A 23,391-nucleotide genomic window follows, 5' to 3' on the forward strand; every position below is an offset into this window, starting at 1 on the left:
TTCACCAAAGCCCCCGACCGGCGACCTCCAACTCGGATCAAGCCCTGCTCAGGGATCCTCAACAGAGGATCCCTGCGTCGGACCAAGCCCGGCCTAGGAATTCCCGTCAAGCGATCTCCGCCGCCGATCAAACTCTTCACGAGGGTCCCCGGCAGGCGGCCTCCGCCTCCGATCAAGCGATGTCGCCGAAGGGTGGGGGAGGGCGGGTGGGTCGTACCGATCAGGCTGGGGGCGACGGGAAGGGGCCGGTGGTTGTTTCGCTTGATGGGTTGCGGGAGGCGCGGGGCGCTCGGGCGGATCAGAGTGCCAATCAGGCTCTGTTGCGGGAGGCGCTGCGGGAGTTGGATGTGCTTCTTCGTGGGGGGCGGACGGTTGTCTGGGATGCGACGGCGTTGAATCGGGGGCAGCGGTCGTTGGTACAGCGGGTCGCGCGGGGGCGGGGAGCGCTGGTGACGTACGCGGTGATGCTTGTGCCAGAGGAAGTGGTTGCACGGCGGAACGCTGATCGGGCGTATCCGGTTCCGGATGGGGTGCTGGCGAGTCAGCTTCGCCGGTTCGCGCCGCCGTTTCCGGGTGAGGCGCATCGCATTTGGTACATCGGATCTGAGGGGACCGTACTCGATACGGCGGGGACCCTTGACGGGGAGGATTGATGCGTACCAGCGAGGAGATCTACCACCAGATCCGGTGGGATCCGCGATTCGATCCGGCGCGGTTCGTTCTGGGGGTCAACGTGCGGGCCGCCGAACCGAAGCGGGTGCCGTTTCCGGTTTTCGTGCCCGGTGGCGATATTCCGTGGCATCGGATCATGTTCATCGAAGCGGATGGCGAGGTGGTGTGGGATCGGGCGACCGGGCTGGATGTGGTCAACACCTCGCAGGCTGGGCGCGTACCGGATGCTCGGAAGTTGAACGCGCCGTATTTCACGGCGGCGACGCCGATGTCCTGGGATCCGGTGCTCGGGTGGGTTCCCGCGGAGCCCATCTCGGGGGTTTCGCGGCCCGCCTCGTTGCGGGTGCTGACCTGGAACACGCTCTGGGATCGGTACTTCAGCGACCGCATCTACACCGCCCAGCGGCGCCCGCTCCTGGTTGACGCGCTCGAACAGGCCGACGCCGACGTCATCGCCCTCCAGGAGGTCGAAACCGACCTGCTCGACCTCGTCCAGCGCAGTCCCTGGGTTCGGGCCGGCTACACCCTCTGCGCGGACAACATCGCCAAGAACAAACTGCTCCTGCTCAGCCGCCTTCCGGTCCGCGAAGCCGGCCTGCACGCGTTCGGCCCCTACAAAGCGCTCTCCGCCATCACCCTCGAGTTCCCCACCGGCCCCGTCGTGCTGGCGGTCACCCATCTGACCAGCGACTACGCCCAGAACGGCCCGGCCAGACGCGACTTCGAGCTCACCAGCATCGCCGAAGGCCTGCTCACCGTGGACGCCGACGTGATCCTCGTCGGCGACTTCAACGACGACGGCCGCCCCGAACAACGTCTCCACCTCCGCGACGCCTGGACCGAAACCCACGGCCCTCGCGACCACACCCCCACCTTCGACCCGACCCGAAACCCCCTCGCCGCCATCCAGTCCTTCGCCGGCCTCCCCGCCCGAATCGACCGCATCCTCCTCCGCGGCCCCTCCCTGACCCCGACCTCCACCACCCTCTTGGGCACCTCCCCCGCCACCACCGACGGCCTCTTCATCTCCGACCACTACGGCCTACTCGCCGACATCACCACCACCCCCACCCACCCGAACGCCTCACCACGCCCCACCACCACGAGCGTCTCCCCCAAGGCCACCCCTGCTGGTTCTCCCGCCCCCACGCGAGACGCAGCCGCAAGCGGCAGGTCCGGCGGCCGAGTCGGTGCACGCGCCGACTCGGACATGCACACCATCCGCGCCGGGAACCTGAATGCCATGCCCGCCGGGAACCTGGATGCCATCCGCGCCAGGGACATTAACGCCGTCGGCGCCGGAGACATGGATACCGTCCGCGCCGCTGACACCGCAGGCGCGACCGCCCTGGCCACTGACACCGCAGGCGCGAACGCCCCGACCGGCGTCAGCGCCCGCACGGATGCCCCGACCGGCGTCAGCGCGCGCACGGATGCCCTGGCCGGCGTCAGCGCGCGCACGGGCGTCCTGGCCGACTTCATCGCGCGCACGGGCGCCCTCACAATGCCAGGAACCGCTCGAACAGCAGTCGTCTGGATCCCACCCCAGGAACTCTGGCCAGCCATTCAAGACATTCGCCGCAAACATGACCCCAAAATCACCCGCTGGCCACCCCACGTCACACTGATATCCGGATTTATCCCCGAATCCTCATTCGAAGCGGCCGCCTCCCTCCTAACCGCCGCAGCCTCCACCACCACCCCCTTCACCACCCGCCTGTACGGCCTACGCGCCTTCCGCCACCGCCACGACTCCACCATCTGGCTCCACCCCGGCTCCCCCGAACAATGGGCCACTCTCCGCCACGCCCTCGAACTCGCCTTCCCCTCCTGCCGAACCCGCGACGACGCCTACACCCCCCACCTGACCCTCGGCAAAACCCGCACCCCCGACCGCCTGATCGCCGACTGCCACGCCCGCCTCCGCCCCATGACCGCCGAAGTCGGCCACCTGGTCCTCCTCTCCCGCCGCGCCAACGAACCCATGCACCCCCGCGCAACCCTCGCCCTCGGCACCGGCGAACTCCACTGGCTCGACGAACCCCCCACTCCAACCGCCGCTCAGAAACCCCCAGCCACGAACAAGGCGACTGGAACCCCCGTGTCGGGCACGGCGACCGCGATCCCCATGGCAGGCACGAAGGACGAAAGCGCACGAGCTGAAGGCATCGCGGCACGGATCGGTGATTGCCTGAGCGAAGGTGTGGTGCACATCGTTGGATCACGACGACTGCGATGCGCACTTCCTGGAGCCGATCTGGACCTGGTCGCGGCACTACCCGGAACAGTCGACGTCGGGCAGGTTCAAGCACAGCTGAAGACCGCAATTCCAGAAGCCACGGAGATGCGGCAGGTGATCGGCGCCCGAGTGCCCGGCCTACGCATGCGGATCGACGACCTGGACATCGACCTAGTGATCGTCGGCACGGGCAAGATCGCTCCCGAAGACGCGATCCTCCAGCGAATCGAACTCGGAGATGCCGCTGCAAGAGCGTTGAGCGCGATCAGCGACGCAGACGCAATCCTCACGGCGGCCAACGCGACCCAACTTCGCGACGCGGCCGAACTTGGCGACGCGGCCGAACTTGGCGACGCGGCCGAACTTGGCGACGCGGCCGAACTTGGCGACGCGGCTGAACTTGATCACCAAGCCCAATCTGATGGCACAACCCGACCTGGTCACGAGCCCCAAGCCGCTGGAGGGGCCCGCGATCATGGGGCCCAAACTGGTGGCGGGACCCGCGATCACGAGACCCAACCTGACAGCATGACCCAACCTGATGGCCTGATCCAACCTGACAGCGTGACCCAACCTGACGGCCGGATCCAACCTGATCAGGGGAACGAACCTGGCTTTGTCGGACTTGCGCGACAGGTGAAAGCTTGGGCACGCATCAGAGGCCTGGACTCAGCCCCATTCGGCGGTCTCTCAGGCCTGGCCTGGACCATCCTCGCAGCGCACACCGCCCGCACAGCCGGCCATCTCCCACCAGCCGACCTCCTCCGCCATTTCTTCGCCACCTGGGCCGCCTGGGACTGGCGCGACCCCATCACCCTCCCGCCGACCGCCCAAGACACGCATGCCCCTGGCGCTGAGACTCATGGCGCGATCGCCCACGAGGCAGTGGCATCCGGCGCTGGTGCCTATAACGTGGACATCTGGACAGAGCTGCCCGTGCGGATCATGACGCCGAGCGCCCCGGTCCGCCCCTGCAGCGACCAGGTCACCGTTGACGGACGCGACCTACTGGTTCAAGAGCTTTATCGCGCCTGGGAGACCTGCGGCACCGACGAACTACTCAAGCGCCCACCCATGCATCGACGCCACGCCGCTTGGGCGGTCATATCGATCGAGGGCGACGTAGGCAGGGCAAGAGGCCGAATGCGCGCCTTGCTCACCGCCCTGGAACGCGCGGGCATATCAGGCGTCCACGCCTGGCCCCACGCATTCGAAACAGGCCCACGACTAACCCGCTTCGCGATAGGCCTAGGACAAACCCCTCCGGACGCCGCCACCTTGACCGAGATCACGACCCCATGGACCAAGGACGTCCCAGGCGTGACTGTCACCCACGCACCCTGCGGCGAAGTCCCCACGCTCTAGCGCGAACCGAACCTTGAGGGGCCAACCGAAACCAAGGTCGCCGCTTCTCGCCGTTATCCGGCGCCGTTAACGCGAGTGATCGCTTCTCGCCGTACCGGCGCCAAGGGGGGCCTAATTCGTAGCGGCGTCAAGAACCGATTGACGCATCTGGATCGATGGCTCTGTGCAGGCTGTCTGGGCTGGTCACGCTTCTGCCCGCTCTCCGCTGTCCCCGCTGGTCACGCTGCCGCCCGCTCTCCTAAGCTGGCCCCGCTGGCCCCGCTGCCGTCCCCGTCGTGCAGCCTGTCCGTGGTGTCACCTTGTTGCCCGCGCCTTACAGTCGTTCCCGCTTCTGTATCGGAGCTTCTGGAAGGTGGCTGAGCGGCTAGTGGGTCAGTGGGAGCCTCTGGTGGGGACGCCGAGGACCGAGCATGCCTGTTCGTAGAGTTTGACTACTTCGGTGCGGACCTGGGCGCGTTCGGACAGGGTGGTGCTCCAGGGGATGCGGACTTCGTCGCCGTCGACCTCGAAGTAGATCGCTTCGCCGTCCACGTTCGTGGTGATCGCCGCGGTGGCGGCCGGGCGGCCGCCCAGGGCGCGGACGATCAGCAGGGCGTCGTCGGCGTGGTCGTCGTTCATGTGCCGCTTGATCGCCGCGATGGCCTCGTCCGTGAAGGGGTTGCTCATGCGGTCAATCCTAGGATGCGCGATCCGACTTAGATCGGAGCTGAAGCCGACGGCCCAAGGTGCGCCTGGCCCAGGAGCAGGGTTGGCCGGGGCAGGGTTCCCAGGCGGGTCAGGGTTCCCAGCCGGGGCAGGATTCCCAGGCGGGTCAGGGTTCCCAGGTGAATTCGCCGGACTTCTTGAGTTCGGCCGAGGCGTGGGACTGGAGGGGCTGACCCACGGCGGCCATGTCGTACGCGTACATGAGGTTGCCGTTGACGAGGCCGTAGATGCGGCGGCCCGCCGTGTACTCCTTGGCGGAGGCGGTTCTGGCGACCACGTCCGTCTGGAGTTCGATCTTGTGGAACACGACCTCGCCGACGTAGATCTCGACGATGCCGGTCGGGTGGGCCAGGCAGACTTCGAGCTGCCGCTCCGGCTGGATGCGCCAGAAGCCGGTCTCCCGGGAGAGGGGGCGGACCTTGTTGCCCTCCTTGTCGAGGAGCCAGGTCCGGCTCTCGTACGTCAGGAATGGCTTGCCGTTGTGACCGAAGAGGATTTCCTGGCCGAAATTGGCACTCTCGATCGTCGGGTAGCCGATGACGCCCGCGCCCTCCCAGCGGCCCAGCAGGAAGGCGATCGGTTCGAGATCGGGATGTACGTCCATGGCCGTCAAGCCTAGTACCCGGGCGTAGGCTCTCCCTATGCCACGCCAACTGGTGATCAAGGTGACAGCGGGCGCCGACGCGCCCGAGAGGTGTAACCAGGCGTTCACGGTCGCGACCGCCGCCCTGGTGAGCGGGGTGCCCGTCTCCCTCTGGCTGACCGGCGAGTCGGCCTGGTTCGCCTTGCCCGGAAAGGCCAAAGAGTTCGAACTGCCCGAGGCGGCCCCGCTGGAGGATCTGCTCAACGCGGTCCTGGCGGCCGGCCAGGTGACCCTCTGTACCCAGTGTGCCGCCCGCCGCGGCATCACCGCCGACGACGTGATCCCGGGCGTCCGCATCGCCGGCGCCCCGACCTTCGTGGAGGAGATCCTCCACGAAGGCGCCCAAGCGCTGGTCTACTGACGTAGCCCAGCGGGCTGGAACAGGATGACGCCGTTGCCGGACCGGCGGCGCTCAGGGCAGTCGAGTTCGAAGGCCACGTCGGCCAGCCGGTGGTCGACGGAACTGGACCAGTGAGCCCTCAGGAGCACTGGTCCAGTCGGAGCGGTGAGCCCCAGGAGCACTGGTCCTGTCGGAGCGGTGAGCCCCAGGAGCACTGGTCCTTTCGGAGCGAACCCGCCGGGGTCAGGGCAGGACCGCGGCCAGCCGTTCCTGGCGGAGGCGCTCGTACCAGGTGTCGTCGATCGCGGGGAGCGGGCCGACCGCCCAGCGCAGGAGCAGGTCGGCCAGGCCGGGGTTGCGGGCCAGGGCCGGGCCGTGCAGGTACGTACCGATGATCTTGCCTGCGTGGCAGCCTTCGGTGCCGTCGCCGTTCCCCGTACCGACGATGGTCTTGGAAAGGGGTTTGACCCCGGGGCCGAGGTGGGTGACGCCCATGTGGTTCTCGAAGCCGGTCAGGGTGGGCACGCCGAGCTCGGGGTCGACGTCGGCCGCCAGTTCGCCGACGGAGCGGCGTTCGCCCCGGCCGGAGCTGATGTCGAGGAGCCCGATGCCGGGCACCGGCTGGCCCTCCTCACCGCCGAAGACCGACCCCATGATCTGGTATCCGGCGCAGACGGCCAGCAGGGCCGCGCCGCGTGCGATGGCGCGCTGGAGGCCGCCGTCGCGGCGCAGGCGTTCGGCGCCGAGGATCTGCGGCCGGTCCTCACCGCCGCCGATCAGGTAGATGTCGCCCTGCTCCGGCACCGGATCGGCGGAGCGCACGTGTACGGTCTCGACGGGGATGCCCCGCTTCCGCGCCCGCTGCTCCAGCACGAGCACATTCCCCTGATCCCCATACGTGCTCAACAAATCCGGATAAATCCAGACAATTCGCAAGCTACTCTGCACGGCCGAACTCCGTCCGGATCGCCTGGAAGGCGGTGTAGTTGGCGATGACGTCGATCTCCCCCACCGGCACCGAGCCCACCGCGTCCGCGAAGGATTCCCGCAGCGTGAACGGCACCTCGGCCACCTCGAGCCGCAGCGCCAGATCCAGCCGCCGCTCCCCGGTCACCTGCACCGGCCGCCCCTTCAGGATGCGGTAGTCCACATCCCACAGCCACGAGGTGTCCCGGCCGTCGGGACCCTGCGCGTTGACCGACAGGATGATCGGCCGCTGCGGGCTGGACACGTCGAACGCCTCCAGCCACCCGGCCGGGTTCTTGGCCAGCAGCAGCCGCAGCGACCGCCCGTCCCGCTGCACCGTCGTGTACCGCCCGGCCACCGAGGTGACCTCGCGCAGCCGGGGCAGCGCCTCGTGCGGCGGCAGCCCGAACGCCTCCGCGGTGGCCATGGCCATGGCCGCGTTGGACCGGTTGGCCAGGCCGGGCAGCTTCAGGTTGAGCCGCCAGCGGTCGCCCCGGGGGTCGATCACGTCCTCGTCGTCGAGCACCCAGTTGGGCTCCGGCCGGTGGAACGTGCACTCGCGGCAGGCCCAGTCGGACCCGTTGCGGTCCAGCGGGCCGCCGCACTCGGGGCAGCACCAGGAGTCCTCGCGCCAGCGCTGGCCGCCGGCCACCCAGGTAACCCGGGCCGCCGTGGACGCCCCCCAGGTCACCAGCGGATCGTCGCAGTTGGCGATCACGTGGGCCGGCTTCCCGTCCAGGGCCCGCCGCCACTTCTGGGCCAGCAGCCAGATCTCGGCCGCCCGGTCCATCTGGTCGCGGCTCAGGTTCATCAGCACGACGACCCCGGCCTCGGTGGTGTTCAGCACCTCCGGCAGGTACTTCTCGTCGACCTCCAGCACCCCGTACGGCGCGGCCTTGTTCGACGACAGGGCGGACACGTGCCCGGCGGGCATGTTGGCCCCGAAGGCGTTGGTGGCCACCTCGCCCAGCTCCCGCAGCGCCGCCGCGATCAGCCGGGTGGTGGTGGTCTTCCCGTTGGTGGCGCTGACCAGGGCCAGCCGCCGGTCGGCGGCCAGCTTCCGCAGCAGGTCGGGCTCCAGCAGCAGCCCGACCCGGCCGCCGATCACCGATCCGTCGCCGCGCCCCGTCGCCCGGGACAGGGTCGCGGCCGTCCGCCCGAGGGCACTCGCGAGCTGCGCCCGCAGCGGCAACTGGCTCAAGGGGCCCTCTCCTCATCGCGCTGGCTCATGCCGGAAATCCTAGCCGCGCTTGAGGGTCAAGAAACTGGCGCCTCGATGAAGGACAGCTCCGCGGGGGTGTCCCCGTCGAACGGGAGCACGAAGCGGCGCGGCCAGGAGAGCACGGTCTCCAGCCAGCCCGCGCCCATGGTCTGGGCCACGTGCCGGATGCGCTCGCGCGGCTCGACGCCGATGGCGACCGTGCTGACGTCCTTCTGGATGCCCTCGTGCTCGTCGTCGCCGAGGATGACCCGCCAGGCCAGCGCCCGGTTGCGGTCCACCTCCATGGAGAGCGGGTGGTGCCGCAGCGCCTTGGCGCGGTGCCCGAGCAGTTCCACCCGCCCGGACGCCTCCGCCCCGCCGTTCACGCCCTGATGCGCGTACGGCCGTCCCGACGCGTCCGTCCCGAACAGCGCGTACTCCATGGCCGGGGCCGGGCTGCGCAGGTTGGGCGCCGGATGCCCGAACGGGAACAGCCGGTCCACCTCGTGCAGCCAGCGGACCTGCGGGATCACCCAGGCCGGGCCCGGCCGGTCGCCGGCCGACAGGGGCGGGGTCTCGGTGCCGGAGCCGAGCAGGCCGGCGGCCACCTCGGCGGCCTTCTCGGTGAGCAGCGTCGGGTCGAACCAGGTCCGCAGCGACCACGCCCGCCGGGCCACGCTCCGCTCCACCAGCGTGGCCAGCAGGCACTCGCGGCGGCGCGGCGGCAGCTCCGACCAGATGTCGGCGAGGATCCTGGGCACGCCCGGCAGCGACCGGTTGGCCACGAACGACAGCACCACGGTGTCGGTCCAGATCCGCAGCCACGCCCACTCCGGCGCCCCGGCCAGCAGGTCGGCCTCCCGCACCTCGAACAGCGTGCACGCCTTCCCCGTACGGCACTCGCGCCCGCACGCCGCCGACCGCCGCCCGCAGATCGGCGGGGTGGGCCCGAGCAGCACGTGCTCGCGGTCCTCCCCCAGCGGCACCTGGACCCGCAGCGGCCGGTCCATGCCGTCGGCGAACACGGCCGCGAAGCCGGGCTGCAGGGACACGACCTGCCGGGACTGCTCCTCGCTCAGGTTCATGGCCGCGCCCACGAGCTGCCGGTCGTCCTCGGCGGGCAGCCGGTGCATGACCTTCAGCGCGGTGTTCTTGACCACGTCGGAGACGAGTTTGGTGGGGATCTGCTCGGCCACGATGATGCCCTCGCCGTACGCGCGGATCTCGGCGAGCATGCCGGCCAGCAGTTCGACGGCGTGGGTGGAGGCGCGCTGCGCGCCGCGGTCGCGGAGCAGCCGGTGCGCCTCCTCGATCACGATCACGTGCTGGAGACCGCTGGACTTCTCCTGGCGGGCCCGCATGCGCAGGTGCTCCACAATCCGGATGATCAGCGTGCCCATCAGGAACGCCTTGTCCTCGTCGTTGGCCACGTCCTCGATGGCCAGCACCACGTTACGCTGGAGCAGGCCGCCGATGTCGGCCGGATGGCCGCCCTCGAAGAACCGGCCGGCCGAGCCGACCCGCAGCGAGCGCAGCCGCAGCGTGATGAAGCCCTCCACGTCGGCCTGGACCTCGTTGCCGTAGCCGATCTCCTGGATCACCTCCAGGGCGTGCTGCTGGAGCTGTTCCAGCGTCGGGATGGCCGGCTGCACGGCCGCGCCGGGGATGCCGCCCCCGGTGACCACGTCCCAGCCGTTGGCCTCGTAGACGCGCTGCAGGGCCAGCGACATGATCTGCGGGAACGGCTCCTCGGCGTCGAAGGCGGCCATGAACAGGGCGCGGACCATGTCGATGTGGGCCTGAACCGGATAGCCGGGCTCGGGCGCCAGCGGGTTGACGCTGAACGGCACGTTGTCCGGGGCCGACGGGTTGATCACGGTCAGCGGCGCGTGCTGCTCGACCCGGCCGGCCATGGCGGAGTACTCGGACTTGGCCGGTTCGATGGCCAGCCACGGGATACCGGCCCGGGTCAGCTGTTCGAGCAGGTGCCGTACGGTCTGGGACTTGCCCGACCCCGTGGCGCCGGTGACGAAGGCGTGCCGGTTCAGGGTGGCCAGCGGGACGCGGAAGGTGCCGACGGCGCGTTCCTGGCCGTCCATGATGGCGCCCAGGTCGATCATCTCGCCGGTGGTGGCGTCGGCCTCGCTGGTGACGTCGAAGAACCCGGTGTCCAGCACCCGTACGCCGGGGACCTCGCGGCGGGGCAGCCCGGCCAGGGCGGCGAGCGCGCCCGCGGTGGCGGCGAACGGCGCGGCGGCGCTGTCGGTGGGGTCCTGGAAGTTGACGCCGAGCGCCTCGCCGAAGCCGTACACGGGCTCGGTGGCGTTGGGGCGGGCGGGGCCGGCCATGGCGCTGCGCAGCCGGTACGGGTGGTGGCTCATCTCCACCGAGCCCACCAGGACGGGGGCGATCTGGCGGAGCTCCTCGGGCCCGGCCGCGCCCGCCAGGACCCGGACGTTCCACAGGCCGGCCTCGCGGAAGGCGTCCAGCTCCTGCATGCGGCGTTCGGCGCGCTCGGCGTCGTAGCGCGAGCGCTCGGAGGCGTCGCCGTACTGGCGGAGCACGTTGAGCTGGGTGCGCAGGTGGGCGACCTCGGCGTCGAGCAGGTCGGTGGGCTCGGCCACGACGACCCAGCCGAACGGGCGGGACATGAGCGTGGTCAGGGTGGACTCGAACAGGGTGGGCTGCTTGGAGTCGTCGGGCTCGGGCTCGCGGCGGCCGGCCAGCGGCGGCGCCTGGCGGCCGGGGCAGGGCGTCCAGACCAGGTCGGCGAGGTCGGCCAGCCAGTCGTCGCCGATCTCGACGCCGCGCGCGCCGCCGGGGAACAGCAGCGGCTGCGGCCCGGTGGGCACCACCTCGATGGTGGTGGCGGCCCGGCGCGGCGGCCGGGGCGGGGTCAGCGGCCCGGCGTTGGTGATCAGTTCGAGCGGCGCGCCGGAGCCCCGGGAGAGCCAGCCGATCACGAACGGCCGGTCCCGCTGCGCGGCGGAGAGAACCGCGGGCAGGACGTTGACGAAGTCCCACTCGGCGGATGACGTGCGTGACGGCGCGGTGATCGCCTGGATCCGATACCACGGCCCGCTCAGGGGGAACGGTTGCATGAGGCCCCTCTCTCACAGGCTCTCAAGGTCCTTCGCCGATCATGGTCACACATCCATGTTGGCGAACCTCTTACCGTGTCTATCCACGAGCCAGACGCTCACCTGCCGGGCTTGCGCCAATCCAGGCGGGGCGGCGGTGGCCCCAGGTTGGGCGGCGGCGCGTCCTCGTCCAGCACCTCCACCGGCGGGGGCGGCCCGGCGGCCGGCCGGATCGCCCTGACCTCCTGCAAGGTCGTCTTCGGGAAGGTGAGGATCGCCGGATTCGCGTCGGCCAGCCGGACCTCGCGCCCGTCGGCGGTCGCGTGCGTGACGATCACCGACGTGGTCGGCAGCTGCTGGAGCTGGTGGGGTTCGACCAGGAACTCCCTGGATCGGTGCATGACCCCTTCCGTGACCGTTCCAGCATTGCGCCCCCACTCGGTGGACTCGGTGATCCCGGCCCGCAGGTCCCCCCGGTCCTTCGGTTCCGATTCGGTACGGCTCGCGCCCACCGTCGAGGTGTAACCCCCGCCGCCCCCGTTGACCGCGGAGCTGACCGACTCGGTGAGCTGGGCGAGCTCCAGCCGGTGCTCGGTGCCGACGTGCTCGCTGGCCACCCGGGCGTCCTCGGCGTTGCCCAGCCGCATGAACGCCACCGCCGCGTGCCCCCGCCCGAGCCGCTCCCTGACCGTCGCGGTGAGGCTGCGGTAGGTCAGCACGAGCCCGGTCTGCGAGGTCTCGCAGGCGTCCATCAGCCGGTCGAGCACGTCGCCGCGGAGCTTGTCCGCCCCCGCCACGATGATCGTGTGGTACCAGGGACGCTCCGAGGCCGGGGACTGCCGCAGGATGTGGGTGAGCGCGGTCGCCACGTACGTGCCGAGCACCCGGTTGCCGAAGACGCCGGCCTGGCGGTCCATGCTGACCACCCGGAGGCGGGCGGGCGGGAGCCGTACGGCCTCGGTGCCGAGGGTCTCCAGCTTGCGTAACTGGGACTCCAGTGCCCAGGCGCGTTCGATGACCACGCGGTCGGCCACGCCCCGGCCGAACAGGGTGCCGATGCGTTCCAGCTGCGTGGCGGTGAGCAGGCCGAACCTGAGGTCGTCGCGGGGATCGCCGACCTGGGCCAGGGCGCGCAGCGCTGCGGTCACCTGGCTGATGGTGGCGGTCTCGCCGAGCACCTCCAGGACGCGCTCCAGGATGGCGTTGTCGAAGCCGATGTCGCGGCTGGTCTCCTCGCTGACGCTGACCACGTGCGCGAGCACGTCCGCGAACGCCTCCGGCTTGAGGGTGGCGCCGAGGTCCAGCTTGGGCAGGTCGGACGGGAGCACCCAGACCAGGGGGTCGTCGCCGCCGCGTTTGGCCAGCTCGATCAGGTCCTTGGCGATCGCGCCCTCGGACAGGTCCAGCACGGTCAGGTGGCCGCCGCTGTAGAGGCGGGTGGCGCCGATCAGGGTGATCAGCGCGGACCAGCCGGGGAGCGTTCCGCCGGCCACGTCGACGCGGTCGATCTCGTCGGGCACGGCCACCGCGTACCAGCTGAGCTGCTTGTCGAACAGGGACTTGCGCTCGGCCCAGTCGCGGTACTGCTCGGCGTGCTCCAGCTGGGCGGCGGCGATCTCGCGCTCCCGGCGGGCCCGGTCCCGGTCCGTACGGGCCTGCCGTTCCTGGACCCGGAGGCGGACGGCGCGGTTGCCCTGGCGGATGGCGTACGAGCAGATGCCGGCCACGCCGCCGGCGGCGACCAGGCCGATGGCGACGAAGGACCAGTCGAGCAGGCCGGCCAGCCCGAGCAGCGCGATGACGGCGGCGAGCGAGGCCATGAAGGTGCGGAAGAGCCGGACCGGGCGGTTGAGCAGATCCTCCTGGAGTTTCTCCTTGCGAATCCACTCCGGGTCCACCTCGGGGAGCTTCAGATCCTCCCTGGCGGGCCGTTTGGGCGGCGGCCCGGGATCTGGGTGCAGCAGAGCGTACTGCCAGCCCAGGTAGATGCGATCAGCCTGAAGCTGGGCATGCTCCGGGTGCACGTCGCCCACGAGCCCTCCATGTCCGCCCTGCGTCACAGCGTAGGAGCTGGAATGCCTATCAGGGCAGGGTTCTCGTCATTCGGACCGCTTTCCGGCCAAAGATAGGGACGAATGCGGCGGATGGTTCTGATGTGTGCGTACTACCATCCATTCTCATGACGTCCTCCCCCCGTGGCGGCACCCGTCGCAAGCGTCCGGTGCTGGTGCCGGTCGCCGCGCTGCTCTCGGTGTCCGGGCTCGGGGTCACGGCCGGTCTGGGCGGTTTCGCGGAGGCGAAGGAACCCCCGCCGCCGGCGGCCGCGCAGGGCGCGGTGGTGGACCAGGGCCGGTACCGCACACAGTTCATCAAGGCCATCGAGACCCAGGCGAGGCAGCCTTCCGGTCCGCCGAAACGGGCGGTGGACCTGGTGCTCAAGGTCAAGAACACCGGCGACCAGACGGCCTTGGTCGGAACGCTCCCGGAACCGGGCAAAGCATCGGCCACAGGCACCACCTTCGCCAGTTCCCTACTCAAGATCACCCCCGAGATCAAGACCGAGTACGGCCCGAAGATCTTCGTACTCAGCTACGGCATCGAGAGCGGCCAGCTCCACCCGGACATCACCGCCACCGTGGTCGTCCGGTACGAGATCGCGCCGGGCACGCCCGTCCCCGCGAGCCTGACCGTGGACGTCGGCAAGTTCGAGTTCCGGGAGCTCGGCGAGCGGGACCGTACCGAGGACTGGTTCCTGGCCCCCGCGCCCGGCTCCGAGCCGGACAAGTTCGTCCCCGAGGTCGCCGCCCGCATCTCCCTGCCGGTGCGCAAGGAGAACGCCTGATGGTCGCCACCGAGGCCCCGGCCAGAACCCGGACCCGCCCGAGCGCGGAACCGCCTCCGCGGCGGGGGTTCCTGCGCCGCGCCGGCGCGGCCGTCCTGGGCCTCGCCCTGTGCGCGTGCGCCGTGTACGCGCAGACGCTGGCCATGTCGTACGACCAGAGCGGCTCCAACCTGACCAGCCACGGCGACCTCGGCGAGACCGTCCAGACCGCGCGTTTCAGCGTGAAGGCCACCTCGGTGATCTCGGCCAAGGCGGTGGACACCCGCGACTACCGCGGCAACGTGCGCAAGGTCCAGACCAGCCACCTGTTCCTGGTGATCGAGGTCAGCGCCACCTCGCCCAAGGAGCCCTTCAAGTTCAACGCGTTCACCACCGTCCTGGTCACGGCGGACGGCAAGCGCTACCGGACCACCGACAAGGTGGACCCGAGCCTGACCTTCTTCAACAAGTGGATCCAGCCGGGCCTCTGGCCCACCGGGAAGCTGATCTTCGAGGTGCCGGAGGAGGCGGTCGCCGGGGCCGGCCTCGTGGTCGCCTCGCCCGGCGGCGGGATCCTGGTGGACTCGCTCGCGCCGGAGGCCGAGATCGATCTCGGGCTGACCGGCGCCACCGCGACACGACTGACCTCGGGGCCGGAGCAGTACCACTCGCTGGCGGGCACATGACCGAGAACGATCAGTCAGGGAACGCCGACGCGCGCGGCTGGTTCGTGCCGCCGCCCGACCAGCCGACGGACATCACGCTGGCCGGCCACCTGCCGCCGCTGCGCGTGCCCCGGCCGGTCTACCCCGACCGCAGGGTCTGGCCGCCGCCTCCGCCGCCGCCCTCCCCGGACGACGAGGGGTACTCCACCCAGCCGTTCCCGATCATCGCCGCGCCGCTGGCCACCGCGCGCCCGGCTCCGGTGGCCCCTGCCGCCGCGCCCGAACCCGAGCCTCCGGCGGCGCCCGCGCAGGCGAGCCCGCGGCGTCGCGGCAGGCGCGTGCTGCTCGTGCTCGCGCTCCTGCTCGCCATCGTGCTGGCCGTGGGCGCCCCCGGCTGGTTCGCGTACTCGACCTACAAGAAGGGCCGCCCGGACGACCGGCTGCACACCGTGCCCGCCGGGCAGCCCGGCACCTGGCAGCACGTGTCGTGGACGGCCGTGGCCGAGCCGATGCCCGATCCCACCGGGCAGCCCACACCGCCCGACCGCCAGTGGATGAAGATCGTCATCACCAGGACGGCGCTGGACGGGGAGGGCGCGATCCGGCACGACAAACCGGTCGACGTGACCCTCCGGGACCGGGCCGGGCGGACCTGGCGCACCGAGGAGCTCAGCAACGAGACTCCGCTGTCGACGGCCGAGAACGTGGTCGGGCAGGCGTACAAGATCGAGATGGTGGGGATCGTGCCGACGCCGGTCGCCGGCGAGGTCGAGGTGCACCTGCGGCCCAGCACCTACCGGGACGTGCCGGGACAGTCCATCGAGGACATGATGAAGGACTCCGGGAAACGCGCCGAGACGACGGACGACGTCCTACGCTTCCTGCGGTGACTCCTGCTCTTGGGGCGCCTCGGCGCGGGCCCGGGTCGCGGCGATGTCGTACGTGGCGGCGACCAGGCACAGGGAGAGCGTCGTGACGATCGCGTCCTTCACGAACTGGATCGGCACCTCGGTGACCATCCAGAAGTAGGGCTCCTCGTGCGGCGCCAGGTAGAAGCCCGCGCGCTCCAGGTAGGACCCGCCGATCTGCAGCCCCACGTAGCAGAGCGCGAACATCCCGAACAGCGGCGCGCCGCCCTTGACCGTCAGGCGGAGCGAGTTGAGCAGCGGGATCCAGCGGGACGTCCAGCCGCCGGTCAGCTTGGCCAGCGTCGTCCTGGTCAGGCTGTGCGCCTGGTCCAGCCGGTCGGCCACGTTCTCCAGCCGAGTGCCGCGGATGGTGGTGCGGGTGTCCTCCGCGTACGCGCCGTACACCAGGATGCCGATGGTGAGCCAGGTCAGCGGCACCGCGAGGCCGTCGATGACGAACGGCCAGAGGTCGCCCAGCTTCGCCCAGCCGGGCACGACCTTGCCGATCTCCTCGCTCACGTCCTGCCATCCGGCCACGACCGACCGTGCGCCGATCCAGTCGGAGCGGCTTTCGGTCAGCGCGAAAACCGCGTTGAGCCCGTAGAAGACGAAGGCGAGTTCGGCGAAGGTGGTCGTGATCCCGGAGAAACGCCCGCCGCCGGCCTCGTGCCGCCGCCCGAAGTACGTCTTGACCAGGAACGCGACGGCCATGGTGGCGAGCGAGACCTTGACGTCGAGGCCGATCAGCCCCTGCATGGACGTGCTTCCCGCGGTCACCAGGCCATCCGGATCCCGGAGCGCGTCGATCTCCATGAAGTCCCGGACGTCCTCGGTGACGAAACCCCAGGTGAGGTAGATCCCGGCGAGGGCCAGCGCGGTCCGGTTGAGGGCGGTCAGGGCGCTCTCGTCCGCGGAGTTCTCGGCCCGGCGCGCCCGGGTCTCGCGCAGCGCGCCGCGCACCGCGTGCAGCATGCCCACGGTGGTGGCCAGCGAGACCATCACGACCAGGGTGAACAGGAAGAGCACCCCGATCAGGCGCACCTGGTACCAGGAGCCGTGCGAGATCGTCGCGGCCAGCAGCAGGAGCGCCCAGCGCACCAGGCGGCCGACGGTGAACCAGAGCAGCAGCGGGACCGCGCAGGCCGCCGCGATCCGAAGGGCATGCCAGGGCGCCGCGTGCCAGGCAAGCGGACGGGCGGCGATCTCGGACGTTTCGGACATCCGCGTTATGGTAGCGAAGAGCCCCACCGGGTTGGTCAAATTTCGACAACCGGCGATCGGGACGCACTCGTCTGCGCTGCCGCCGATGCGATGATGCGCGGCAGGCGTACGGATCGGGGACAGAGTGGGCACGGACGCGGGGCGCAGTCCCGGCTTTCTGCTGTGGCGGGCCACCCAGCGATGGCAGCGTGAGATCAACGCGGCCCTGCAGGTCGTGGGGCTGTCGCACGTGCAGTTCGCACTGCTGGTGGACCTGTGGTGGTTCGACCACCAGGGGCTCATGCCGACGCCGCGCGAACTGGCCGCGCACGCCACCGTGGACGACATGATGACCAGCCAGGTGATCCGCGTCCTGGAGGTCAAGGGCCTGCTGCGCCGGGAGATCGACCCGGCCGAGGAGCGGCGGCGGGTGCTCACGATCACCGACGAGGGCCGCCGGCTGGCCGAACGCGCCGCCGAGATCGTGGACGGCGTGGACCGGCAGGTGTTCCACCTCGCCGGTCCCGAGAACGCCCTCATCGACGTCCTCGCCGAAATGGCGGAAAGCCCGGCCCCCTGAGCACAGGGAACCGGGCTTTCGAGCTTGGATCAGACGGCGACGGCCAGCTCGGAGACCTCGCCCAGCCTGGCCTCCACCGAGATGTCCTTGGTGAACCCGCCGCCCGCGATGATGCGGACGGTCCAGGTGCCCGGAGCGGCGAAGAAGCGGAAGATGCCCTCGTCGGAGACGACGACCTCACCGGTGAACTCGCCCGAGTGGTCGAGCAGCCGCGCGTACGCGGTGCCGGCGCCGGAGACGACGCCCTGGATGACGGCCTGCTTGGCCAGATCGATGCCGACCGGCAGAGCCACGGTCTGCTCGGGTGCGGCGCAACCCTGAACGGTCATTACTTCGCCTCTCCCAGTTCCACGGGGACGCCCACCAGCGACCCGTACTCGGTCCACGAACCGTCGTAGTTCTTCACGTTGGCCTGGTCGAGCAGCTCGTGCAGCACGAACCAGGTGTGCGCGGAGCGCTCGCCGATGCGGCAGTAGGCGATGGTGTCCTTGCCGAAGTCGACGCCCGCCTCGCCGTACAGCGCCTTGAGCTCGTCGTCGGAGCGGAAGGTGCCGTCGTCGTTCGCGGCCTTGGACCACGGGATGTTCCGGGCGGTGGGGATGTGGCCGGCGCGCTGCGCCTGCTCCTGCGGAAGGTGCGCGGGGGCCAGCAGCTTGCCGGTGAACTCGTCGGGGGAGCGCACGTCCACCAGGTTCAGCTTGCCGATCGCGGCGACGGCGTCGTCGCGGAAGGCGCGGATGCTCAGGTCCTGCTCGGTGGCCGTGTAGCTGGTGGCCGCGCGCTCGGGCACGTCCTTGACCAGCTCGCGGGAGTCCAGCTCCCACTTCTTGCGGCCGCCGTCCAGAAGCTTGACGTCCTGGTGGCCGTAGAGCTTGAAGTACCAGTACGCGTACGCCGCGAACCAGTTGTTGTTGCCACCGTAGAGGACCACGGTGTCGTCGTTGCCGATGCCGCGGGCCGAGAGCAGGGCCTCGAAGCCCGCCTTGTCGACGAAGTCGCGGCGGACGGGGTCCTGGAGGTCGCTCTTCCAGTCGACCTTGACGGCGCCACGGATGTGGCCCTTGTCGTAGGCGCTGGTGTCCTCGTCGACCTCGACGAGAACGATGTTCGGGGTGTCCAGGTTGGCTTCGACCCAGTCGGCGTCCACCAGGGCGGCGGAGCGGCTCATGAAATTCTCCCAGGTTGTAGACGGCGGATTATCAGGAAGGCTTCGCAGCCCAGGCAGAGGCCGAAGGCTGCGTTGAGGAAGGCGGCCAGCAGTGCCGCTGCTGTCGCACCCAGGGCCAGAGGAGTGACTCCGGCCGCGAAACCGATCAGGCCAACGAGAGCGAAGGCCATGCCCACGCCTTGCGCGAACCGGGGCGGCGCCGCGTCCTCGAGTTCCCGCGGAGGGCCCAGCCTGGGCCGCACGAACCGTTTGAAGAACAGCGCGTACGGCGCGGCGCCGAAGGCGCCCAGGACGAAGACCACGGTCTGGACGGCGAGCAACCAGGGATTGCCCGTGATCAGAACCGCTGCGAGAACCAGAGTTGTGACGGCCGCGCCGAAGCGAAGGCCTCGGGGATCAACCTGCATCGTTCGATGCTCCTGACGGGATTTCGCGACTGCGGCGTGGTGTGTGACGCCGCGGGAATCACCCTCAGGCCTAGCGACAGAGTGCGGTCGTGACGCGGCAGAAGTCCACCGCGCGCCGCTTCGTGAGCAGCTCTGTCGTGGGAGTCATGTGCACGACAGTACCTTTCGTCTCGCCATCTGTCACTTCCCGTCCGTGTGCTGAGACGTTCTGTCCACGTCCGGCAGCACGTCCGGCAGCACGGCCTGGCCGATGGCCGCGATGACGTCGGCCTTCCTGGGCTGGCCAGACGCCCTTTTGACGATATTTCCGGAACTGTCGAGGATGAGGACGGTCGGCGTGCGCATCACGTCGAAGGCGCGGACGAGGTCCAGGCGGGATTCGGCGTCGATCTCGATGTGCCGCACGCCGGGCACCATCCCGGCGACCTCGCCGAGCACCCGCCGGGTGGCCCGGCACGGCTGGCAGAACGCGGTCGAGAACTGCACGAGCGTCGCCCGCTCCCCCAGCGGCTCCCCGAAATCCACCCGCGCCTCTTTCTCCACGGCCTTCCCGGTTTCGCGCCCGGTTTCGTGCCTGGTTTCGCGCCTGGTTTCGCGCAGCACTCCGCTCCGCCTCGTCAGGGCCCATCCCAGCAGGGTCCCCGCGACCAGCGTCACGCCGAGCACCACCAGACCAGTCATCGCGTACGGCAACCGCCAACCCTCGGGAGGAATTCCCGGAAACTCACGACCCGGGCGTCGGTTGCCGGATCGAGACCGTCACGAGGGGCCGCCCGCTGGAGGTGATCAGCTCGAACCGGTCGATCTGCCCGATCGTGTACTCCGAGGAGCCCGGCGGCAGATGCGCCCTCCCGCCCTTGTAGTCGCCCCTCTTCACCGTCCAGCTGGAGACCGGCGACACCGTGCCGTTCAGGTCGACGGCGACCAGGCGGCAGGCGGTACCGACCGGAATGCCGGACACTTTGATGTCCACCCGGGTGCCGCCCTCCTCGGCGATCAGGCCCAGCGCCAGCCGCACGTCGCCCGCGCGGCCGGAGAACGTGAAGGTCTCCTGCGCCGGCTCCGACATGATCTCGGGTGGGGCCGTCGAGGTCGGCGCGAACGAGGACCTGGCGGGGTCCTCCGGCGCGACCTGACTCTGGGTCATCTCGCCTTGGGCGTCCATCAGGGTTCCCGCTTCGGCCTGGGACCTCTTCTGCGCCGAGTCGGGGCTGGCCATCGCGGGCGCCGCTCCCGCCGCGCTCGTCTCCTGCGGGGTGTTCAGGGTGGCGGTCAGCACCGAACCGCCGACCGCGACCACCACGATCGAGGCGGCCAGCGACAGCAGCAGCCGGGAACGCCGGTGGCGCTTCGCCGAGGCGGCCAGCAGCCGGTCCAGCACCGCCCGGGGCGGCGTGGCGGCCAGCGAGATGTCGCCGGCGCTGACCCGGCCCAGCATGGACGGCAGGCCGGACAGTTCGGCCATCTCCGCGGCGCACTCGGGGCACCCGTCCAGGTGCGCCTCCACGGCCGCGGTCTCCTCCGGGTCGAGCGCGCCGAGCACGTACACACCGAGAGAGAGACGGACTTCGTCGCAGGTCATCCGGGGAGTCATGGTGCGAGCCCCCGTTCCTCCATCGCCAGCTTGAGCGCGCGCAGCGCGTAGTACGTGCGCGATTTAACCGTTCCGGGCGGGATGCCCAGGGACTCCGACGCCTCCTTCACGGACTGGCCTCCGTAGTACACGGCCAGCAGCACCTCTCGATGTTCGATACGCAGCGATGCGAGCGCCTCAGCAATCGCCCATGACTCGACGGCTTTGTCCAGTTCGTCTTCGGCGGGGAGCACCGCCAGGGCGTCGTCGCCCGTCTCCGGCGGACGCGACTTGCGCGCCCGGTGCTGGTCCACCACCAGATTGCGGGCGACCGTGAACAGCCAGGCCCGGACCGGGCGGTCGGCCACCGGGTTCCGCCAGGCGCGGAGGATCGTCTCCTGCACGATGTCCTCCGCCCTGCCTGGATCGCCCGTCAGTCGCACCACGTAGCCGTAAAGTGGCCCGGCGTGGTCGTCGAACAGAGCCCGCACGAGCTCCTCGTCTGCGGTGCCGGCTGGACTCACATCTCCAAGACGTACGGGCCGGTCGCCCGGTTCAACTCCGGAGTGGGACGTCATCTGCCGTGCCCTGGACCAGCAGGCCCTCCTCGACGGGGGTGACCTTGGTCAGCTTGAGGTTGAGCGGGAGCTCCCTGATCGGGATGGCGAAGGAGACGAGCCGCTCGGCGTTGGGCACCGGCACGCCACCGGCGATCTTCACGCTCGCCGGGGTGACCCTGATCTGGTTCTTGACCAGCTCCACCTTCATGTCGGCGGTGACCGGGACGGCCTGGCCGAGCACGTTGAGCTCGCCGGAGACCTGGATGGTGCCGTTCCCGCCGCCGTTGACCTTGATCCCGCGCGGCGCCCGGGCGTCCAGCGTCTTGTACGAGATGACGACCGTGCCGCTTACGCGCTCCGCGCGCAGGTCCACCGCCTCGGCGTTCTGGATCAGGTCCATGAGGGGGGCGTGCACGCCGTACAGAGTGGCCTGGGCGCTGGAGAGGGTGACGCCCTCCTGGGTGAGGTCGCCCATCTCGATGGTCACCTCCTCGTACCGGCCGGCGATGGCCTGGGTGAGGAAGGGGATGCCGTTGACGGTGACCGTGGGGGTGGCGGACAGCTTGTAGGCGGCCTCGATCTGGCGGGCCACCTCGCGCTGCACTCCGACGACCGCGACACGGTCGAGAACGACCAGCACGATGCCCAGCACCAGAACCGACACCAGTAACTTCCGCACCGTCATCCTCCGGGGGAGCGTGCTTTACGATCCAGACTAGCCGCCGGCAAAGGGGGGCAATACCTCCACCACAGCCCCGTCGGGCAGCTCGACCGTGTACGGGTCCCGCTTCCCCGCCGGACTCCCGTTGATCAAGAAAGAACACCGCCCCACGACCTTAGCCAAATCAGGATTTACTGTGATTTTGGTAACAAGGTCACCCAAAGTTTCCGCGTCAAAACTTTCCTCGGCCACTCCCGCCGCCTGCTTCGCCGCAGCCCAATAACGCACGGTTCCCGTAGCCATACGCCCCTCCTGTCACAGATTCCGTCACGCAAAGTGAGCAAAGGATTACGATGATTCTCCGCGTGAAGTGTTGTTCACACGGGGGACTCACATTGGACGCAAACATGCTGTGGGCTAATCTACGAGCAACGGGACCTGGGCGACGTAGCCACCGGGTCCCTACGTGTTTTGTACGGCGATTCGCCAACCGGCGGTCTCCGTGAACGACGCGGAGGAGGAGGCGAGCCTGTGATTACGCACAGCGCGGTGCTCAACTGGCCCGCTCTGCCGTGTGCTGAGGAGGCCCCGTGAGTAACCTGCTTCTGCTGACCAACGCCCTGGAGCCCTCTGCCGAAGTGCTGCCGGCCCTCGGGCTGCTGCTGCACTCCGTGCGGGTCGCCCCCGCCGAGGGCTCGGCCCTCATCGACGCCCCGCCCGCCGACGCCATCCTCGTCGACGCCCGGCGCGAACTGGTCCAGGCCAAGAGCCTGTGCCGCCTGCTCAAGACCACCGGAGTCGACTGCCCCCTCATGGTCATCGTGACCGAGGGCGGCCTCGCGGCGATGACCGCCGAATGGGGCGCCGACGACGTCATCCTCGACAGCGCCGGCCCCGCCGAAGTCGAAGCCCGCCTCCGCATGGCCATCGGCCGCCTCTCCCTGGCCGCCGCCGAAGAGGTCCCCGACGAGATCCGCAGCGGCGACCTCGCCATCGACGAGGCCACCTACACCGCCCGCCTCCGCGGCCGGGCCCTCGACCTCACCTTCAAGGAGTTCGAACTCCTCAAGTACCTCGCCCAGCACCCCGGCCGCGTCTTCACCCGCGCCCAGCTGCTGCAGGAGGTCTGGGGATACGACTACTTCGGCGGCACCCGCACGGTGGACGTCCACGTACGCCGCCTGCGCGCCAAGCTCGGCGCGGAGTACGAGTCCCTGATCGGAACCGTACGGAACGTGGGTTACCGCTTCGTCCCCGACCGTGGCGGCGAGCACGCCGAGGTCCCGGAAGTGGCCCGCCGCTAACTGCCGCAGGTTCGGTCAGACCTACGACTTACGACACGACGGTTTGCCCCGGCTTGTGATACCGGGCACGTTGTGGCATTCGACGAACTGCGAAGGGCCTGGACAACCGGGCCCTTTCGTGGTTCGAGAACCCAAACTTCACGATCTTGGCTACACCGTGGCCTGTCCCGGCCCAACCGCCGAGCCATGAGACCCGGACACCTCTTGCCGTAATTCTGCGGATCACCCGCCCTGCGGTGGTTCCCCCACCCACCCACCCTCTTGCCCTCCGGGGCGGCCAAGCAAGCAAATCACCGTGATTCCACAGATCACCCGCCCAGCGGTGGATCTCCC

The 23,391-nt window shown here is 69.8% G+C and carries 24 protein-coding genes; 8 read left to right on the forward strand and 16 right to left on the reverse strand.

What is annotated here, in order from left to right; translation table 11 throughout:
* Positions 1-179 precede the first annotated feature (179 nt).
* Positions 180-653 carry an AAA family ATPase gene (locus Aph01nite_RS42780; protein WP_373872369.1) on the forward strand — a complete coding sequence of 158 codons (474 nt, stop codon included), beginning with the start codon at positions 180-182 and terminating at the stop codon, positions 651-653.
* Positions 653-4,276 (forward strand): poly(A) polymerase, encoded by a 3,624-nt coding sequence (locus tag Aph01nite_RS36620; protein WP_204045663.1) that lies wholly within the window; start codon positions 653-655, stop codon positions 4,274-4,276. The genes Aph01nite_RS42780 and Aph01nite_RS36620 overlap by 1 nt, the downstream gene beginning before the upstream one ends.
* 372 nt (positions 4,277-4,648) lie before the next feature.
* Here Aph01nite_RS36620 and Aph01nite_RS36625 read toward each other — a convergent pair whose 3' ends face one another.
* Positions 4,649-4,942: a DUF2470 domain-containing protein gene (locus Aph01nite_RS36625; protein ID WP_204045664.1), complete on the reverse strand. Its 294-nt coding sequence runs from the start codon at positions 4,940-4,942 to the stop codon at positions 4,649-4,651.
* Positions 4,943-5,087: 145 nt separating this feature from the next.
* Positions 5,088-5,585, reverse strand: a complete 498-nt coding sequence (locus Aph01nite_RS36630; protein WP_204045665.1) for a heme-binding beta-barrel domain-containing protein — start codon at positions 5,583-5,585, stop codon at positions 5,088-5,090.
* A 37-nt stretch (positions 5,586-5,622) separates the two neighbouring features.
* Here Aph01nite_RS36630 and Aph01nite_RS36635 point away from each other — a divergent pair, with 37 nt between their 5' ends.
* Positions 5,623-5,985 carry a DsrE family protein gene (locus Aph01nite_RS36635; RefSeq protein WP_204045666.1) on the forward strand — a complete coding sequence of 121 codons (363 nt, stop codon included), beginning with the start codon at positions 5,623-5,625 and terminating at the stop codon, positions 5,983-5,985.
* On the opposite strand, the gene Aph01nite_RS42345 is transcribed toward Aph01nite_RS36635, so the two are convergent.
* From Aph01nite_RS42345 to Aph01nite_RS36655, 5 genes are all read right to left on the reverse strand, one after another.
* On the reverse strand, positions 5,979-6,113 hold the full coding sequence (locus tag Aph01nite_RS42345; protein WP_275419345.1) for a hypothetical protein: 135 nt from the start codon (positions 6,111-6,113) through the stop codon (positions 5,979-5,981). The genes Aph01nite_RS36635 and Aph01nite_RS42345 overlap by 7 nt on opposite strands.
* Before the next feature lie 94 nt (positions 6,114-6,207).
* Positions 6,208-6,912, reverse strand: coding sequence for a type 1 glutamine amidotransferase (locus tag Aph01nite_RS36640; RefSeq protein ID WP_204045667.1), 705 nt, complete (start codon positions 6,910-6,912; stop codon positions 6,208-6,210).
* The gene (locus Aph01nite_RS36645) at positions 6,902-8,131 is read right to left on the reverse strand and encodes a MurT ligase domain-containing protein (RefSeq protein WP_204045668.1); all 1,230 of its coding nucleotides are present in this window, start codon (positions 8,129-8,131) and stop codon (positions 6,902-6,904) included. The genes Aph01nite_RS36640 and Aph01nite_RS36645 overlap by 11 nt, the downstream gene beginning before the upstream one ends.
* A gap of 56 nt (positions 8,132-8,187) precedes the next feature.
* On the reverse strand, positions 8,188-11,232 hold the full coding sequence (locus Aph01nite_RS36650) for an ATP-binding protein (protein ID WP_204045669.1): 3,045 nt from the start codon (positions 11,230-11,232) through the stop codon (positions 8,188-8,190).
* 98 nt (positions 11,233-11,330) lie between these two features.
* On the reverse strand, positions 11,331-13,244 hold the full coding sequence (locus Aph01nite_RS36655) for a hypothetical protein (RefSeq protein ID WP_204045670.1): 1,914 nt from the start codon (positions 13,242-13,244) through the stop codon (positions 11,331-11,333).
* 146 nt (positions 13,245-13,390) lie between these two features.
* Between Aph01nite_RS36655 and Aph01nite_RS36660 the strand changes: the two genes are divergently transcribed.
* Genes Aph01nite_RS36660 through Aph01nite_RS36670 form a run of 3 tightly spaced genes read left to right on the forward strand, consistent with a single transcriptional unit; the run spans position 13,391 to position 15,587 of the window.
* Positions 13,391-14,053 (forward strand): hypothetical protein, encoded by a 663-nt coding sequence (locus Aph01nite_RS36660; RefSeq protein ID WP_204045671.1) that lies wholly within the window; start codon positions 13,391-13,393, stop codon positions 14,051-14,053.
* Positions 14,053-14,718 (forward strand): DUF4352 domain-containing protein, encoded by a 666-nt coding sequence (locus tag Aph01nite_RS36665; protein WP_204045672.1) that lies wholly within the window; start codon positions 14,053-14,055, stop codon positions 14,716-14,718. The genes Aph01nite_RS36660 and Aph01nite_RS36665 overlap by 1 nt, the downstream gene beginning before the upstream one ends.
* Positions 14,715-15,587: a hypothetical protein gene (locus Aph01nite_RS36670; RefSeq protein WP_204045673.1), complete on the forward strand. Its 873-nt coding sequence runs from the start codon at positions 14,715-14,717 to the stop codon at positions 15,585-15,587. Before Aph01nite_RS36665 ends, Aph01nite_RS36670 begins: the two co-directional genes overlap by 4 nt.
* Here the strand turns inward: Aph01nite_RS36670 and Aph01nite_RS36675 are convergent.
* Positions 15,570-16,826, reverse strand: a complete 1,257-nt coding sequence (locus Aph01nite_RS36675) for a hypothetical protein (RefSeq protein WP_204045674.1) — start codon at positions 16,824-16,826, stop codon at positions 15,570-15,572. The genes Aph01nite_RS36670 and Aph01nite_RS36675 overlap by 18 nt on opposite strands.
* A gap of 124 nt (positions 16,827-16,950) precedes the next feature.
* Here Aph01nite_RS36675 and Aph01nite_RS36680 point away from each other — a divergent pair, with 124 nt between their 5' ends.
* Complete coding sequence (locus tag Aph01nite_RS36680) at positions 16,951-17,385, forward strand: MarR family winged helix-turn-helix transcriptional regulator (RefSeq protein ID WP_239162258.1); 435 nt, start codon at positions 16,951-16,953, stop codon at positions 17,383-17,385.
* A 29-nt stretch (positions 17,386-17,414) separates the two neighbouring features.
* Here the strand turns inward: Aph01nite_RS36680 and Aph01nite_RS36685 are convergent, their stop codons facing one another.
* From Aph01nite_RS36685 to Aph01nite_RS36720, 8 genes are all read right to left on the reverse strand, one after another.
* Positions 17,415-17,714: a DUF1416 domain-containing protein gene (locus Aph01nite_RS36685; RefSeq protein ID WP_204045675.1), complete on the reverse strand. Its 300-nt coding sequence runs from the start codon at positions 17,712-17,714 to the stop codon at positions 17,415-17,417.
* Positions 17,714-18,553 (reverse strand): sulfurtransferase, encoded by an 840-nt coding sequence (locus Aph01nite_RS36690; protein ID WP_204045676.1) that lies wholly within the window; start codon positions 18,551-18,553, stop codon positions 17,714-17,716. Before Aph01nite_RS36690 ends, Aph01nite_RS36685 begins: the two co-directional genes overlap by 1 nt.
* The gene (locus Aph01nite_RS36695; protein WP_204045677.1) at positions 18,550-18,960 is read right to left on the reverse strand and encodes a DUF4395 domain-containing protein; all 411 of its coding nucleotides are present in this window, start codon (positions 18,958-18,960) and stop codon (positions 18,550-18,552) included. Before Aph01nite_RS36695 ends, Aph01nite_RS36690 begins: the two co-directional genes overlap by 4 nt.
* 180 nt (positions 18,961-19,140) lie before the next feature.
* A complete protein-coding gene (locus tag Aph01nite_RS36700) occupies positions 19,141-19,641 on the reverse strand; it encodes a TlpA family protein disulfide reductase (protein WP_204045678.1) in 501 nt (166 codons plus the stop codon).
* A gap of 43 nt (positions 19,642-19,684) precedes the next feature.
* Positions 19,685-20,542, reverse strand: coding sequence for an anti-sigma factor family protein (locus Aph01nite_RS36705; protein WP_204045679.1), 858 nt, complete (start codon positions 20,540-20,542; stop codon positions 19,685-19,687).
* A gap of 8 nt (positions 20,543-20,550) precedes the next feature.
* Positions 20,551-21,111 carry a sigma-70 family RNA polymerase sigma factor gene (locus Aph01nite_RS36710; protein WP_204045680.1) on the reverse strand — a complete coding sequence of 187 codons (561 nt, stop codon included), beginning with the start codon at positions 21,109-21,111 and terminating at the stop codon, positions 20,551-20,553.
* Positions 21,089-21,772, reverse strand: coding sequence for an LmeA family phospholipid-binding protein (locus Aph01nite_RS36715; RefSeq protein ID WP_204045681.1), 684 nt, complete (start codon positions 21,770-21,772; stop codon positions 21,089-21,091). The genes Aph01nite_RS36710 and Aph01nite_RS36715 overlap by 23 nt, the downstream gene beginning before the upstream one ends.
* Before the next feature lie 36 nt (positions 21,773-21,808).
* Positions 21,809-22,057 carry a MoaD/ThiS family protein gene (locus tag Aph01nite_RS36720; RefSeq protein ID WP_204045682.1) on the reverse strand — a complete coding sequence of 83 codons (249 nt, stop codon included), beginning with the start codon at positions 22,055-22,057 and terminating at the stop codon, positions 21,809-21,811.
* 287 nt (positions 22,058-22,344) lie between these two features.
* On the opposite strand from Aph01nite_RS36720, the gene Aph01nite_RS36725 reads away from it, so the two are divergent.
* Positions 22,345-23,058, forward strand: a complete 714-nt coding sequence (locus Aph01nite_RS36725) for a response regulator transcription factor (protein ID WP_204045683.1) — start codon at positions 22,345-22,347, stop codon at positions 23,056-23,058.
* Positions 23,059-23,391: the final 333 nt, after the last annotated feature.

It is taken from the genome of Acrocarpospora phusangensis (assembly GCF_016862995.1).
Taxonomy (GTDB): Bacteria; Actinomycetota; Actinomycetes; order Streptosporangiales; family Streptosporangiaceae; genus Acrocarpospora; species Acrocarpospora phusangensis.

What these genes read in the sequence shown, in the direction of transcription:
- Aph01nite_RS42780 (WP_373872369.1), top strand. Translation starts at nt 180, where the DNA reads ATGTCGCCGAAGGGTGGGGGAGGGCGGGTGGGTCGTACCGATCAGGCT.
- Aph01nite_RS36620 (WP_204045663.1), top strand. Translation starts at nt 653, where the DNA reads ATGCGTACCAGCGAGGAGATCTACCACCAGATCCGGTGGGATCCGCGA.
- Aph01nite_RS36625 (WP_204045664.1), bottom strand. Translation starts at nt 4,942, where the DNA reads ATGAGCAACCCCTTCACGGACGAGGCCATCGCGGCGATCAAGCGGCAC.
- Aph01nite_RS36630 (WP_204045665.1), bottom strand. Translation starts at nt 5,585, where the DNA reads ATGGACGTACATCCCGATCTCGAACCGATCGCCTTCCTGCTGGGCCGC.
- Aph01nite_RS36635 (WP_204045666.1), top strand. Translation starts at nt 5,623, where the DNA reads ATGCCACGCCAACTGGTGATCAAGGTGACAGCGGGCGCCGACGCGCCC.
- Aph01nite_RS36650 (WP_204045669.1), bottom strand. Translation starts at nt 11,232, where the DNA reads ATGCAACCGTTCCCCCTGAGCGGGCCGTGGTATCGGATCCAGGCGATC.
- Aph01nite_RS36660 (WP_204045671.1), top strand. Translation starts at nt 13,391, where the DNA reads ATGACGTCCTCCCCCCGTGGCGGCACCCGTCGCAAGCGTCCGGTGCTG.
- Aph01nite_RS36665 (WP_204045672.1), top strand. Translation starts at nt 14,053, where the DNA reads ATGGTCGCCACCGAGGCCCCGGCCAGAACCCGGACCCGCCCGAGCGCG.
- Aph01nite_RS36670 (WP_204045673.1), top strand. Translation starts at nt 14,715, where the DNA reads ATGACCGAGAACGATCAGTCAGGGAACGCCGACGCGCGCGGCTGGTTC.
- Aph01nite_RS36675 (WP_204045674.1), bottom strand. Translation starts at nt 16,826, where the DNA reads ATGTCCGAAACGTCCGAGATCGCCGCCCGTCCGCTTGCCTGGCACGCG.
- Aph01nite_RS36685 (WP_204045675.1), bottom strand. Translation starts at nt 17,714, where the DNA reads ATGACCGTTCAGGGTTGCGCCGCACCCGAGCAGACCGTGGCTCTGCCG.
- Aph01nite_RS36690 (WP_204045676.1), bottom strand. Translation starts at nt 18,553, where the DNA reads ATGAGCCGCTCCGCCGCCCTGGTGGACGCCGACTGGGTCGAAGCCAAC.
- Aph01nite_RS36695 (WP_204045677.1), bottom strand. Translation starts at nt 18,960, where the DNA reads ATGCAGGTTGATCCCCGAGGCCTTCGCTTCGGCGCGGCCGTCACAACT.
- Aph01nite_RS36700 (WP_204045678.1), bottom strand. Translation starts at nt 19,641, where the DNA reads ATGACTGGTCTGGTGGTGCTCGGCGTGACGCTGGTCGCGGGGACCCTG.
- Aph01nite_RS36705 (WP_204045679.1), bottom strand. Translation starts at nt 20,542, where the DNA reads ATGACCTGCGACGAAGTCCGTCTCTCTCTCGGTGTGTACGTGCTCGGC.
- Aph01nite_RS36710 (WP_204045680.1), bottom strand. Translation starts at nt 21,111, where the DNA reads ATGACGTCCCACTCCGGAGTTGAACCGGGCGACCGGCCCGTACGTCTT.
- Aph01nite_RS36720 (WP_204045682.1), bottom strand. Translation starts at nt 22,057, where the DNA reads ATGGCTACGGGAACCGTGCGTTATTGGGCTGCGGCGAAGCAGGCGGCG.